At 42.2% G+C, this 14,633-nt stretch carries 10 protein-coding genes; 5 read left to right on the top strand and 5 right to left on the bottom strand.

The window, feature by feature from the left end; genetic code table 11:
* On the top strand, window positions 1-1,111 hold a 1,111-nt coding region (locus tag PN457_RS03020), incomplete at its 5' end, for a type IIL restriction-modification enzyme MmeI (RefSeq protein WP_334310744.1).
* Window positions 1,112-1,465: 354 nt separating this feature from the next.
* On the opposite strand, the gene blaOXA is transcribed toward PN457_RS03020, so the two are convergent.
* From blaOXA to PN457_RS03000, 4 genes are all read right to left on the bottom strand, one after another.
* Complete coding sequence (blaOXA, locus tag PN457_RS03015) at window positions 1,466-2,311, bottom strand: class D beta-lactamase (RefSeq protein WP_271731253.1); 846 nt, start codon at window positions 2,309-2,311, stop codon at window positions 1,466-1,468.
* Window positions 2,312-2,521: 210 nt separating this feature from the next.
* Window positions 2,522-3,802, bottom strand: coding sequence for a serine--tRNA ligase (gene serS / locus PN457_RS03010; protein ID WP_271731252.1), 1,281 nt, complete (start codon window positions 3,800-3,802; stop codon window positions 2,522-2,524).
* Between the two features lie 110 nt (window positions 3,803-3,912).
* Window positions 3,913-4,491 (bottom strand): DUF3611 family protein, encoded by a 579-nt coding sequence (locus PN457_RS03005; protein WP_271731251.1) that lies wholly within the window; start codon window positions 4,489-4,491, stop codon window positions 3,913-3,915.
* 399 nt (window positions 4,492-4,890) lie between these two features.
* The gene (locus tag PN457_RS03000; protein WP_271731250.1) at window positions 4,891-5,394 is read right to left on the bottom strand and encodes a GNAT family N-acetyltransferase; all 504 of its coding nucleotides are present in this window, start codon (window positions 5,392-5,394) and stop codon (window positions 4,891-4,893) included.
* 157 nt (window positions 5,395-5,551) lie between these two features.
* On the opposite strand from PN457_RS03000, the gene PN457_RS02995 reads away from it, so the two are divergent.
* The 4 genes from PN457_RS02995 to PN457_RS02980 all read left to right on the top strand — a co-directional run bounded on the left by PN457_RS02995 (window position 5,552) and on the right by PN457_RS02980 (window position 12,277).
* Window positions 5,552-8,143 carry a M1 family metallopeptidase gene (locus tag PN457_RS02995; RefSeq protein ID WP_271731249.1) on the top strand — a complete coding sequence of 864 codons (2,592 nt, stop codon included), beginning with the start codon at window positions 5,552-5,554 and terminating at the stop codon, window positions 8,141-8,143.
* Between the two features lie 618 nt (window positions 8,144-8,761).
* On the top strand, window positions 8,762-10,483 hold the full coding sequence (locus tag PN457_RS02990) for an ABC1 kinase family protein (RefSeq protein WP_271731248.1): 1,722 nt from the start codon (window positions 8,762-8,764) through the stop codon (window positions 10,481-10,483).
* Window positions 10,484-10,525: 42 nt separating this feature from the next.
* Window positions 10,526-10,894: a hypothetical protein gene (locus PN457_RS02985; RefSeq protein ID WP_271731247.1), complete on the top strand. Its 369-nt coding sequence runs from the start codon at window positions 10,526-10,528 to the stop codon at window positions 10,892-10,894.
* A 162-nt stretch (window positions 10,895-11,056) separates the two neighbouring features.
* Window positions 11,057-12,277, top strand: coding sequence for a DUF4336 domain-containing protein (locus tag PN457_RS02980; RefSeq protein WP_271731246.1), 1,221 nt, complete (start codon window positions 11,057-11,059; stop codon window positions 12,275-12,277).
* A 56-nt stretch (window positions 12,278-12,333) separates the two neighbouring features.
* Here the strand turns inward: PN457_RS02980 and PN457_RS02975 are convergent, their stop codons facing one another.
* Window positions 12,334-13,923 carry an alkaline phosphatase D family protein gene (locus tag PN457_RS02975; RefSeq protein ID WP_271731244.1) on the bottom strand — a complete coding sequence of 530 codons (1,590 nt, stop codon included), beginning with the start codon at window positions 13,921-13,923 and terminating at the stop codon, window positions 12,334-12,336.
* Between the last annotated feature and the right edge of the window lie 710 nt (window positions 13,924-14,633).

Below are 14,633 nucleotides of genomic sequence, written 5' to 3'. Positions count from 1 at the left end.
CAGTCAGGGTAAAAGTAGAGTCGCAGCTTTAGATTATATTACTCAAAATCAGGGTTATATTCATGAAGCCGTATCTACCCAACCATGGTCAGGGGAAGCGAAAGTTCATGTAAGTATTGTCAACTGGTGTAAAGCCAAACCAGGTAAATACTATTTAGATGATGAGATAGTTAGCAGAATTAATTCTTCTCTCAAATCTAGTATTGATGTTTCTCAAGCTGTGCGGTTAAAAGCTAACTTGAATAAATGCTTTCAAGGGGTGATTCCCGTAGGAAAAGGTTTTTTTGTGACAGAAGAGAAGGTAAAGGAATGGATAAAAGCGGATGGGAAAAATCAAGACATTCTCAAGCAATCTATTTCAGCCAAAGATTTAACAGATAATCCCCATGGTAAACCAGAGCGGTGGATTATTGACTTTAATGATATGAGTATTGAAGATGCGAGTGAGTATCAATTACCCTTTGAGCATATTAAAAGCAATGTCAAGCCAGAAAGAGATAATAATAGAGATGCTAAAGCAAGAAAATACTGGTGGAATTTTTTGCGCCCTCGTCGAGAAATGAGAAAAGCTCTTTTATCTCTATCATTTTATTTTATAGTTCCTTCTCATTCCAAATGGTTTATATTCTTACCAGCTAATCAAGATTGGCTACCAAATAACTCAACTAATATTATTGCATCAGAAGACTTTTACATATTAGGTATTCTCACATCTAAAATACATCGTCAGTGGGTAAAAGCCCAAAGTTCAACTTTAGAAGATAGAACTCGCTACACACATAATACCTGCTTTGAAACCTTTCCCTTTCCCCAGACAGCAACAGGGGAGATAGTCGAAAAAATCCGAGCCAAAACCGTAGAACTCCACGAATATCGGACTCAACAAATGGACTCTAAAAACTGGGGAATCACCACATTATATAATAAATTCTACAACGAACCCAGCAGCAAACTATCTAAACTCCATGAACAACTAGATAAACTAGTCATAGAAGCCTATAAATTTACCCCTGAAGATGACATTTTAGAGCAACTCTTAAAATTAAACCAACAGCTACAAGACAAAGAAAACCAGAATCAACAGGTGATTGGACCCCACCCAACTAATTAAAATATTGTGCGTTTAAACATTGTACCGGCGATCGCCCAACCAACACATAACCTTCCAGTCAGATTCATCTGACTTCAGCTATCAGACAGGGGTTTATAACCCCTGGTTTCTTACATCCCACCCAACCAAATAAAATATTGTCAAAAAACACCTTTGCGAACCTTTGCGCCTACTTAGCGACCTTTGCGTTTAAACACCGTACAGGCGATCGCCTAACAAACACATAACCCCTGGTTTCTTACATCCCACCCAACCAAATAAAATATTGTCAAAAAACACCTTTGCGAACCTTTGCGTTTAAACACCGTACAGGCGATCGCCCCAAAGATACCCGACTTCTAGTGCCATTCCTGGTTATAGCACACCCAACTCTTGCAAACAACGGCGTGTTAACTCCAGCCGAGCCGATGGATCTTTCTGATTACGAATGTCTATATTAGTGGCAAAAAAATAAACATCTTTGTCCCGCTCCAAGTAACCCACATACCAGCCGATTTTCGGTGTTACCTTGTCTTCAAACCCCAGCCAACCTGTTTTAGCCCTGATTGCATAATCGGGAGTTTGCTCCCTAATCATCATATCTTTGACAATGGCAAGCGATCGCTCAGAGAAAGGTAAGTCATTATTATAGAGACGACGGATAAATTGAATTTGCTCTTGAGGAGTAATTCGCAGTTCTCCATCTAACCAAAATTTATCAACATCATTTTGACTACCAATCTTTTGATTCCCATATCCAGCTTTAGCCACCCATTTTTGCATTCTCTCATAGCCAACTCGACGCGCGAGAACCTGGTAAAACCAAACAGCAGATAACTTGAATGCTTCTTTCATATTCAAGTCTCGGTTCCACTCAGGAAGAGTTCTTTCTATCCCATCCCATGTTAAAACCGCAATTTCATCTACAATCACCCCAGTTTCTAGAGCAATTAACGAGTTGAGAATCTTAAAAGTGGATGCAGGTAAAAAAGCGGTTGAATTACGTTTTGGGTTATGTTCAAAAGTGCGATCATTTTTCAGATCATAGATAATAATTGAACCCTCAACCCCTAATTCTTGAAAGTGCCGCCCAAAATCCATACCAGCCATATCTGCTGACTTGGTTAAACCTAAAACTGATGGAGTTGTTGGCAATCCCACTGACACAGTGCTACTCAACAATATCAGAGGAATAATAGTTAAGCGAAGTATTTGATTCATTAATTTTGGTATAATCACTCTTCCATAAAAAGTGATTATACATATAGGACTCCTATTTGATTTTTGAACAAGACTCAGTACACACGGCAATTCTTATTACCTGTTCCCTGTTCCCTGTTCCCGGTTCCCTACCTAGACCAATCAATTCAGAAACAAAACCGGATTTCTATAGTTTTCGGAAGTATGTATTATTTGTAGAATTTATCCAAATTACAAAACTTCCCTACCCAAATACACCTGTAAAGCTTCCGGTATTTTAACTGTACCATCCCGCTGCTGGTAATTTTCTAAAATTGCCGCCATAGTTCTGCCCACAGCCAACCCGGAACCATTCAAAGTATGAACATACTGAGTTCCTTTTTTCCCAGATTCCTTAAAGCGAATATCCGCCCTACGGGCTTGAAAATCTACACAATTAGAGCAACTAGAAATTTCTCGATACTTACCAGAAGATGGTAACCATACTTCTAAATCATAGGTTTTTGTAGAACCAAAACCCAAATCACCCGTACAAAGATTAATCACCCGGTAAGGCAATTTCAAAGCCTGTAAAATCGCCTCTGCATTCACAATCAATTTTTCTAATTCCTCAAAAGAAGAACTAGGATGAACAACCTTCACCAACTCCACCTTATTGAATTGATGCAGACGAATTAACCCCCGCATATCCCGCCCATAGCTTCCCGCTTCCCGACGGAAACAAGGAGTATAAGCACAATGATAAATAGGTAAATCTTCCGCTGCTAAAATTTCTCCCCGGTAAAGATTAGTCACGGGAACTTCCGCTGTAGGTATTAACCATAATTCATCATCAGCACATTTAAAGCTTTCTTCAGCAAACTTTGGTAACTGACCCGTCCCGGTTAAAGCCTCAGTATTCACTAACAAAGGTGGACTAACTTCTATATAACCCGCTGCAGTTTGCATTTTCAGCATAAACTGAATTAATGCCCTTTCCAAGGCAGCACCCGCACCGACTAAAGTGACAAACCGGCTTTGAGCAACTTTCACCGCCCGCTCAAAGTTGAGTATACCCAATTTTTCGCCGATTTCCCAATGAGGCAGAATATTCGGGTTTTGGGGTAGATATTCATTACCCCAGCGCCGCACTTCAATGTTTTCTTCTTCACTCTTACCAATGGGCGTAGAATCGCTCGGTAAATTGGGAAGTGCTAGCAGGAGTTGGTCAATTTCGAGTTTTAAAGCCCTCTCCTGAGGTTCGAGTTCACCTAATTGAACTTTGAGGGCGTTACCTTCATCCCGCAAGGCTTGAATTTCTGGAGATTGAGGATTTACACCAGCTTTAATTTTTTGCCCTACCAGTTTACCAATTTCATTACTACGAGCCTGAAGTTGACTACGTTTCCCTTCTAGTTCTCGCTGTTGCTTGTCTAACTGTAATATGGGTTCGATATCGTATTTACCACTACGACTATTCAAGCGTTGTTGAATTAATTGGGGATTTTCCCGTATTTGCTTAATATCCAGCACAGATTTTTCTCGGTTGCCTAGGGACTTATTGCCAAAACATCAGCATATACTGATTTTGGCTTCCTAGCACAGGAATTGCCAAGACAAAATCCCCCCTGGTTATTTTAGCCTCAGCTGCGGGTAATGCGATTCAGTAACCATATTGATACTGCTAGCCCAGCGAAGTGGGCAGAAACGGTGTTAATATTTGCCTGGACTACCAGCATATCTAAACCGCTAATAATTCGCGTGGGGTCAAATAATTGAGTAGTTGCAGCTTGGGGGGATATCGATCTGGCTACCAATGTCCCCACAATGGCTTGGGAGCCTAACAATGTGACCAGCATTCCCAGTAAATTAATCCATAGTCCCAAGCGTAATACTTCTAGGGTCTCACTTTTGCGCGGGCGGTTTTTGGGGTTGGGGGATTGCAATTGATTACCAATTATGGTATATCGATAAGCTAAATAAATACCACCACCTAAAATCAGAATTCCGCAAACTGCTAGAAATACACCAAATCCTGTACCGGGGTTATTATTGGCGCTATTGGGGCGCTGACTAAAGATGGCAAACAGCAGGACAATAATGGCAGAAACAACACCTAGCACTAATTGCACCCAGAAGCTAATCCAACCCGTAAACCGGAAGTTTTTAGCAATAGCCAGGACAGTAGAGGAGGATGATGGAGTGTCAGGGTTTTGTGACATATTGGTACTAATCTCAGTGAAAAATTGTTAAATTTAATTAAAGTCAGTGAAAGGGTTCCCCCTCCCACAAGGGTAGGTATTTTACATTGTCGTGAGGGCAAGACTTGGTGGACAAGGTGGACAAGGTGACAAGGGAGGAAAACAGTACAAAGTCTGTATTCTTAGTCACAAAAATAGTCAGTCAAAAAACCATTGTACGTATAAAATCTTCCTTGTCCATCCCTTCGACTACGCTCAGGACAAGCCTTCCTTGTCTTCGGTGGTCTTGCCTTCACAAATCATATTAAAAACCTACCCCTGTGAGGATTTACCCCTCCCACTGATGTGCAAAACTGTATAATTAATGGCTTTTACACTCTGTTTTAGTGGTTATTGAACCATTTTTCACAGAGGGCAGTTTTATAAGGTAATGGTATAACTATCGTGCAGCGATTTCACATACACGCGATCGCAGCGCGTCGTTTCCACCCCTGTCGCGGGTTGATAACCATTGCTTTCATACAACTTGACCGCCTCCACCAAAATACTGGCGGTCTCAATCCAAATTTGCTCAAAACCACGGGAGGCGATCGCTGCTTCTAGCTCTTGTAACAAATATCTTCCCAGTCCTAAACCCCTGACACTGGATAAAAGATACATTTTGCGGATTTCTACAGCATTCTGACCCCGTTGGATGGGGTAGTATGCTCCCGTACCTACTAGCTGATTTTGGTGTTCAATTACCCAGAACTCACCTCCGGTGGTTAAGTAAAATTCCTCAACTTGCAGCACATCTTTGTCTGCGCCCTGGGGTTCCCAACCCAGACCGTATTCTGATAATACATAACTGACAACAGAAGCGGCTCTGGTGCGATCGCCTATTTCCCAGTTACGAATCAAAAAATCTTGATAACATTTTCTCATTGGCTCAGGCTCGCACAGAAAATTTCTCTGGATCTATCTTCAATGTACTCAGTTAATAACCTTGATAGGAGACTTTGACCTTGGGATATTAACCAGATAGCATCTACATAACACAGATAAGCAGACTCTTCACAGATTAAAAGGTCACAAACCATCAATGTCACAGTTTTATTTTGATACAGAAAACAACGGTCGTAAATCCTTTGAATTACCAGGTGCTAAACCTCACTACAACCCCGACCGACCTGGACAAGTAGAGCATATTTTTCTGGATCTGTGGTTAGATATTCCTCACCAAAGTTACCACGGTACTTGCAGCATTCGCCTATCACCAATTCGCAGTGGTATTAACCGCTTGACTTTGGATGCTGTCAACCTCAAGATTGAGTCTGTTTATGTAGACCAGATATCACAAACTTTTGACTATAACGGTGAACAGCTGTTTATTCAACTGTCTCAACCCACACAGATTGGTCAGCATTTATTGATTGCGATCGCCTACTCAGTAGAAAAACCCCAACGCGGCATATACTTTATTCAACCAGACCCATACTATCCCCACAAGCCCACCCAAGTTTGGACTCAAGGGGAAGATGAAGACTCTCGTTTCTGGTTTCCCTGTTTTGACTATCCCGGACAACTTTCTACCTCAGAAATTCGGGTGCGGGTTCCCAAAAATTTAATGGCTATTTCTAACGGCGAACTCATTGACACCCAAGAGCATGGGGAAGACAAAATCTACCATTGGTCACAAAAGCAGATTCATCCTACCTACTTAATGACCTTAGCAGTCGGTGATTTTGCCGAGATTTATGACCATTGGCAAGATAAACCAGTGACATACTACGTAGAGCAGAGGAGAAAGGATGATGCTCAACGCAGCATGGGTAAAACTCCCCGGATGATCGAATTTCTCAGCGAAAAGTACGGTTATGCTTATCCTTTTCCTAAATATGCTCAAGTTTGTGTAGATGATTTCATCTTTGGGGGGATGGAAAATACTTCCACAACCCTCTTAACAGATAGATGTTTACTAGATGAACGCGCTGCTTTAGATAATCGCAACACAGAAAGTTTAGTTGTCCACGAATTAGCACACCAGTGGTTTGGTGATTTGCTGGTAATTAAACATTGGTCTCATGCTTGGATTAAGGAAGGTATGGCTTCCTATTCTGAGGTCATGTGGACCGAACATGAATATGGTGACCAAGAAGCGGCATACTATCGCTTATTGGAAGCTAGAAGTTACTTAACTGAAGATAGCGATCGCTACCGTCGTCCCATGGTAACTCATGTTTACCGCGAAGCCATAGAGCTTTATGACCGTCATATCTACGAAAAAGGCTCTTGTGTTTATCACATGATCCGGGCCGAATTAGGAGAAGAATTATTTTGGCGCGCAATTCAAACCTTTGTCCGGGATAATGCCCATAAAACTGTAGAAACAGTAGACTTACTCAGAGCCATTGAAAAAGCCACGGGACGCAACTTAGCCTTTTTGTTTGACCAATATGTTTACCGTGGTGGTCACCCCGATTTTAAAATAGCTTACTCTTGGGATGGGGATGCTAATTTAGCCAAGGTGACCGTGACTCAAACCCAAGCAGACAAGAATGACAGTAAAGATTTATTTGACCTGAAAATTCCCATTGGTTTTGGTTATACCCAACCCGGTCAAACCGCACAACTCAATACTTTTACAGTGCGGGTGAATGAACGCGAACAAAGCTTTTACTTTCCCCTAGCAGAAAAACCCCAATTTGTCAGCTTTGATGTGGGGAATAATTTCTTGAAAACTGTTACCTTAGAATATTCAGTACCAGAGTTAAAAGCACAGTTAGAATTTGACCCCAACCCCATTTCTCGCATCTATGCAGCAGCAGCCTTGGCCAAGAAAGGGGGATTAGAAGCTACCATGGCACTGTCAAATGCACTGAGAAATGATTCATTTTGGGGTGTGCAGGTAGAAGCGGCTAAACAACTGGGGGAAATTAAGTTAGACCAAGCATTTGATGGCTTAGTACCAGGATTACAAGATGAAAATCCTTTTGTGCGCCGGGCGGTCGTAGAAGCATTGGCCACCATCAAAACCTATGACAGTTACAAAGCTGTGAAAAAATTACTGAAAAATGGTGACCCCAGTTACTACGTAGAAGCAGCAGCTAGTCGCGCTGTGGGGTGCATCGCATCCCTAAATTTGGCAGAAAAACCCAAGGAAGAAAAGGTAATTAAGCTACTAAAATCCGTTTTGGAAGAAAGGGCCGGTTGGAATGAAGTTGTCAGGAGTGGTGCAGTGGGTGGTTTGGCTGAACTCAAAACCTCCGAAGCTGCCTTAAACCTCCTACTAGAATATACCAAACTTGGTGTACCCCAACCTTTACGCCTGTCCACAATTCGGGCTTTAGGTAAGATTTCTGTAGGTCAAAGTCCGGCGAATTTAGAACGGATCCTAGCAAGATTAGGGGAACTAGCCAAAGAAACCTTCTTTTTAACTCAAGTGGCTGTGGTGGTGGCCTTGGGACAAATGGAAACCCCCAAAGCTATGGGAATTTTGCGATCGCTAGCTGACCAAGCCATAGATGGGCGTGTGCGCCGTTATGCCGAAGAAGAGATTTCCCGGGTGCAAAAAAATGTCGGTACTGACAACGCACTGCGCCAGATACGTGAGGAACTAGACCAAATCAAACAAGAAAATCAAGAACTGAAAAGTCGCTTGTCCGGTCTGGAAGCTAAATCTCACAGTCAGTAGTGATTAGTCATCCCATCAGTCTTAGAGGATGTTTGTCAAGTCATGATTAGTGTATCAACTATTGTTTGACCCCACCCTCACCTTTCCCTTTATAAGGGAAAGGGGATTGGATTTGATTGTTTGGGTTCCCGATTCCCGATTCCCGATTCCCTGTTCCCTGTTCCCTGTTCCCTGTTCCCTAAGATAAAAATCACCTGATAAAACTTATCAAACATCCTCTTAGCTCAAACAGCAAGAAGCCTCTAGTCTTACCGCAAAGGGGATTCTTGCTTCACTAAGACTCCAACGAATTTACCCGCGCTAACGCGCATATCCGCTAACAGCACGCATACTAGGCGATGTCAGTGAATGCTGAAGAGAAACTTAAAATTCTGCCCAATCACCAATTCTCGAATATTTGTACTTTTATGAAGTATAATTAAGGAAAAGATAAAAACATCTGGGCAGAGTGTAGGCTGTTTTACACCTGAAAAGGCCGCCGAGAACATGACCCAGAGAAAATTTAAATTCCCTAGTTTTTAATAAAAACTACCACAACTCCAAACTTACAATCTATTTGTAAATAGGGGTATAAAAAACAAAAGTATAGAATTCCCAGTTGAAGAGGTATGTAAAGGCGTGGGTCAGTATCAACCTGGTCAGCTACAACGCTACAATGCGGAGGCGATCGCTCGCCACTATGGTTATCGTCCCTGGCTTGGTTGGGGGCGAATGTTACAAATTATCTGGTCTTTTGCTGGCTTTATTTTGAGTCTCAAGTGGGACGAATGGCAAGATAAAGTTGAGCAAAACAAAGGTAAACGTGCTTCCCAGTTACGAGAACTACTTACTAGACTTGGCCCGACATTTATTAAAGTCGGTCAAGCCCTATCTACCCGGCCAGACTTAATCCGCAAGGATTTCTTAGAAGAACTGATCAAACTGCAAGACCAGTTACCACCTTTTGATAATGCGATCGCTTATCAAATCATTGAAACCGAGTTAGATAGACCAATTAGTGAAGTTTTTAGCGAATTATCCCCTAAACCAGTCGCTGCTGCTAGTTTAGGTCAAGTTTATCGTGGTCGTCTAGTAACTGGGGAAGAAGTGGCGGTGAAAGTGCAACGCCCCAACTTACGCCCAGTGATCACCCTAGACCTTTATTTGATGCGTTGGATGGCTGGATGGCTAGCGCCTTGGCTACCCCTGAATCTCGGTCACGATCTAACTTTAATTGTGGACGAGTTTGGCACCAAATTATTTGAAGAAATTGACTACATCAACGAAGGTCGTAACGCGGAAAAATTTGCCAGTAACTTTCGCAACGACCCACGGGTCAAAGTTCCGAGCATTTACTGGAGTTATACCAACACCCATGTTTTAACTCTCGAATGGATTAATGGCTTCAAACTCACTGATAGTGCCAGAATCAAACAAGCCGGTTTAGACCCAGAGGGAATCATCACAATTGGCGTAACTTCAGGACTACAACAGCTATTAGAACATGGTTTTTTCCATGCTGATCCCCATCCGGGGAATTTGTTCGCCATGCCTGATGGACGTATGGCTTACATTGATTTCGGCATGATGGACCAGCTCCAGGAAGTGACCAAAGAAACTTTAGTAGATGCCTTAGTGCATCTGGTGAACAAAGACTACGCCGATTTAGCCACAGATTTTGTCAATTTGGGTTTTCTGACACCAAATACAAATATTAGCCCAATTATCCCCGCATTAGAATCAGTCTTGGGAAATGCCATTGGCAAGAATGTCAATGAATTTAACTTTAAAACCATTACTGATGAATTCTCGGAACTGATGTATGAATATCCGTTTCGAGTTCCCGCCAAGTTTGCTTTGATTATTCGTTCTCTAGTAACTCAAGAAGGTATTGCCCTCAGCCTCAACCCTAATTTCAAAATTGTAGAAGTGGGTTATCCCTACATCGCACGACGACTACTAACTGGGGAATCTCCAGAATTAAGGCGGCGACTGTTGAACGTGTTGTTTAAAGATGGTCGCTTCCAGTGGCAACGCTTAGAGAACTTAATCCAAATCGCTCGTACTGACAGCAGCTTTGATGTATTACCTACAGCACAAATGGGAATACAATATTTACTGTCTGAGGAAGGTGGATTTCTCCGCCGTAAGTTGGTATTGGCACTCACTGAAGATGACCGCCTCCATACCGCAGAAGTTCAACGCCTGTGGGATCTTGTTAAAGATGACATCAAACCGAATCGGTTGTTAGATGCAGCCATGGGTATGTTGACCCAGTTATCTAGAGAAGGCGTAACGGCCATCATTCCCAAATCTGCTCTTGGTAATGTCGAATCCAAGGCTCAAAAATCCCAGGTTTAAGTTTTCTGCTGTATTACTTTTCCATATAAATTCGGAGTTTTCATGTACTATTACCCAGCAAACCCACCATATTTTCTACTCCTAATCGGCTTTTTGATGGCATTAACTTCTGGTATCGCTTTATCTGGCACACTAAAAGTAATAGTACAGCAATGGCCAAAGAATAATTCCGAGGATACTAAATCTCCTTCCGCATTAAAAAAATTATTGGTGCCATTTCTAGGAATTACTGCTGGTGTTTGTCTATTTCTCTCATCCGGTCTAGAGATATTTGGCTTTCCTTCTTTCTTGGCTTTGGCGGTGGGATTACCAGTTAGTCTTTTGACTTGTGTACTGGTTTGGTTCCAGTTGGGAAGTATGCTAACTTTTGCCAAACGGGAAGGAATGCAAGCTCTAGATTTAGATTCTTAAGCATCACAGGATTCTTGGTTAATTAGACCCAACTGTAGAAACATTCCAAAAGTCTCTACAGTTTTTTATTTTTCACATAAGTTGATCTTAAAATAATCATAAGATAATAAGTAAGTTTTTCACTGATTAATTTGGGCTTTGGCAAGTTGGGAGGGTTGCACAGTGGCTGATGATAAAAGTACGGGAAGTCCAAAAAATGATGAGCAAGAGTTTTTTTGGCCTTTCTGGTTGACATTGCCACTCTACCCTTATGGCAAGCGCCAGACAATCCGTAAGGAAGTAGTTAAAGATACCATCTGGATCTTTGACCAACTACAGGGGATTTTTTACGTAGTTGTGCCGATTCGCATGACCGTAGTTAAGCTAGAACAGGGGGGTCTTTTAGTATATGCTCCCGTTGCGCCTACTCCAGAATGTCTGAGGCTGCTTGAAGAGTTAGTGGTAGAACATGGGGATGTTAAGTATATTATTTTGCCAACAATTTCAGGAGTAGAACACAAAGTGTTCGTCGGTCCTTTTGCTAGATGCTTCCCCAAAACACAGGTTTTTGTCGCCCCCCATCAATGGAGCTTTCCCCTAAATCTTCCCCTTACCTGGCTGGGCTTACCTGGTAACCGGACTCATATATTACCAGCACACAGCAGAAATACACCATTTGCTGACCAATTTGACTATGCAATTCTCGGCCCTATAGAACTCGGTCCGGGAAGATTTGCTGAGGTAGCATTTTTCGACAAGCGATCGCGCACCTTATTATTAACAGATTCTGTGGTATCTGTCTCAGCAGAACCACCGGCGATCGCCCAATTAGATCCATATCCTTTGCTATTCCATGCCAAAGATAGGGCATCTGACATTATGGCAGATAATCCCGTCAATCGCCGCAAGGGATGGCAACGTATTGCCTTATTTGCTTTGTACTTTCGTCCCAGTGTGCTAGAAATTCTCAGATGGAGTCAAGTCTGGCGTGAGGCAACTAAAGCCCCTAATCGCTCACCCAAAGCCTATTTTGGCTTATTTCCCTTTAAATGGCGCTCAGATTGGCAAAGCTCCTTTGAGCTACTTAGAGGTGAAGGTCGTTTATTTGTAGCACCAATTTTGCAGACACTAATTCTCAACCGCGCACCCAGAGCAACCCTGAACTGGGCTGACAAGGTGGGGAGTTGGGATTTTCAGCAGATTATTCCTTGTCATTTCGACGCACCCATCAAAGCACACCCTGATAAATTTCGTCAAGCATTCTCTTTCCTAGAAAAGCATCCGCCTATCAGTGGGGAGAGTAATAGTTACCCTTTACCAGAAGAGGATTTTAAATTACTCAGAGAAATTGATCAAGGTTTAAAAAACAGTGGTATTGTGCCACCAGCACAGGAAAAAGTTTAATAACATCGTACCAAAGTTCAACTTTGGTACGAGATTCTGGTCATAGACAACAATGATTAGCCTGGTTGTACTCCGGGAACACCGTTTTGAACTACATATGTTGCTCGTTTGCTGATGGTACCAAATGGAGTTGTCACATTAGACATAACTAAATAATCTGTTGTCCAAGTTGTAGGAGTCAGTAAACAGCGAACATATCCCCGCTGACCATTGTAGAACTTAATATGTGGGTTATCCGGTAAGTAAGCTGCCACGTTGGGGGGGATGTCTGTTCCATTACCACCAGAGCTAATAGAAGTACATACAAATTCACTGCCAATGGTAGCAGAATTGGGGTCATCAAAATTAGTTTTCAGATCCATTGCCCAGTTGGAATGTACATCCCCAGCCAAGGATACAGGATTAGAAGGTTTACGCTCTGCAAGGAAATTCATCAAGCGATTGCGGGAAGCCAGATAAGCATCCCACTTGTCCATACTAAACGTTTGTCCTTCACCGGGTTGGAAATCCCGTTGTGCAATGGGTACTTGCTGGGCTAAAACATTCCACTTAGTCTGTGAACTGTCTAAACCCTCATATAACCAACTTTCCTGCCTTTCTCCGAGAATTGTAGCTTCTGGGTTTAAAACCTCATCACAACGTTCTTTTGTGCCATCACCACAGGGCTGGTCCGTACGATATTGGCGAGTATCTAAAACATGGAATGTGGCCAAGTTGCCGAAGGACAACCGACGGAACATCTGCATATCCGGTCCAATAGGTCGTGAGAAAGGCCGCAAAGGCATATGCTCATAGTAAACCTGATAAGCAATTGCTCGCCGTTGCAGAAAGATTTCTGGGTCTTGATCTGGTTCAGTATCAATTTGTGAAATGTTATTGGCGTAGTTGTTTTCCACCTCGTGGTCATCCCAAGTCACAATCCAAGGAAAAGCTGCATGGGCGGCTTGTAAATTGGGGTCGCTTTTATAGAGTCCGTAACGGTTGCGGTAGTCTTCTAAAGTGAAAATTTCTGAACCATTGTGTGGTCTAACAGCTGTGCTGGAAATTCCCCCTTCATAGATGTAGTCTCCCGTGTGTACCACCAAGTTGAGATCATCTTCTGCTAAATATTTATAGGCAGTGTAGTAACCTTGCTGATAGTTCTGGCAAGAGACAAAAGCAAATTTAAATTGATTCAAGTTGCTTTGTAGTGAAGGAGCGGTACGAGTACGACCAATGGGGCTTTCTTCTCTGCCGACAGTAAATTGATACCAGTACCAATTTTCCGGTTCCAGACCTGAAACTACAACTCGAACAGAATGGGCTAATTCCGGAGTTGCTACGATAGTACCTCTAGCTACAACTCGTCTCATGTCAGGATCTCTGGCTACTCGCCAGCGAACTGGGACGTTAGCAAGTGGCATTCCTCCCCCATTCAGAGGTTCAGGAGCTAGACGAGTCCAAATAACTACGCTGGTAGCATCAGGTTCACCAGATGCTACACCCAGCTTAAAAGGATAATCGGAAAATCTGCCCCTTGCCATAACTCGGTCATGGGAAAATTGACTGGCTAAGGTCAAACCAGTGAATGCTCCCGCCCCAATGATTAAGTTACGTCGTTTGATGCGATTACCCAAAAGCCGCTCAAAATTAAAGTAGTCTGCCATTGTGTTATTCCTGAGTAACAGGTAAATTTCAGCACAGAAGCATTCGACTTTAGAAAGATATGACAGGTTATGTGAACTCCATAACCACTTTTTTCCAGACAATCAGGCTGGAATTTTCATACTTATCTAATATTTCGATTGATTTAGATGCTTACTTTGCTAGCCGGAGAATACTGGTTAGAGATTAATTCTGTCTGAAGGGAACGTTAAAAATAACTTAATTTTTCTATACTTGCGCCTTGGGCAATTAAAACTTGATTAAGAACAGTAACAATAGTAATTGCTGTTGAATATGGGTGAACATTTGCAGTAAAAGATAATTATACTTGAATAGGAGTCTTAAGTAATGCCGTCATCATAAAAACTGTATCCAGGATCGAAACCCATAAAATAGCTAAACAGCTATAAAATCAGTGTAATTGCAGGAATCAACAGTAGTTGCTCACTGCTTAACAGACTCAACACATCCCTTAAATCAATTGATTTTTATCCAATTTTCTTCTATTCATCCCATAAACTTTTGAGTAGAACGGAGTTTAATTATGCCTCGTTCTCAAATATTCACTACATCTTTAGAGTTTGTGAAATTATAGACAAATCTACAAAGTCACTTTACCAGGGGTAAACCTGATTGGAGTTACTCCTAACCCCTCTATCCCGTCTGCAAAAGCGTTCAGGACTGCTTTTCTTAATATGTTGTACGCCCCATT

The organism is Anabaenopsis arnoldii (assembly GCF_028331025.1).
Classification (GTDB): domain Bacteria; phylum Cyanobacteriota; class Cyanobacteriia; order Cyanobacteriales; family Nostocaceae; genus Anabaenopsis; species Anabaenopsis arnoldii.
Note: the sequence above shows the minus strand (reverse complement) of the source record. Positions and strands in the feature narration are given on the sequence as shown.

Coding starts and splice junctions, on each gene's coding strand:
- PN457_RS02975 (WP_271731244.1), bottom strand. CDS start 13,923: ATGGCAGACTACTTTAATTTTGAGCGGCTTTTGGGTAATCGCATCAAA.
- PN457_RS02985 (WP_271731247.1), top strand. CDS start 10,526: ATGTACTATTACCCAGCAAACCCACCATATTTTCTACTCCTAATCGGC.
- PN457_RS03005 (WP_271731251.1), bottom strand. CDS start 4,491: ATGTCACAAAACCCTGACACTCCATCATCCTCCTCTACTGTCCTGGCT.
- PN457_RS03000 (WP_271731250.1), bottom strand. CDS start 5,394: ATGAGAAAATGTTATCAAGATTTTTTGATTCGTAACTGGGAAATAGGC.
- PN457_RS02995 (WP_271731249.1), top strand. CDS start 5,552: ATGTCACAGTTTTATTTTGATACAGAAAACAACGGTCGTAAATCCTTT.
- blaOXA (WP_271731253.1), bottom strand. CDS start 2,311: ATGAATCAAATACTTCGCTTAACTATTATTCCTCTGATATTGTTGAGT.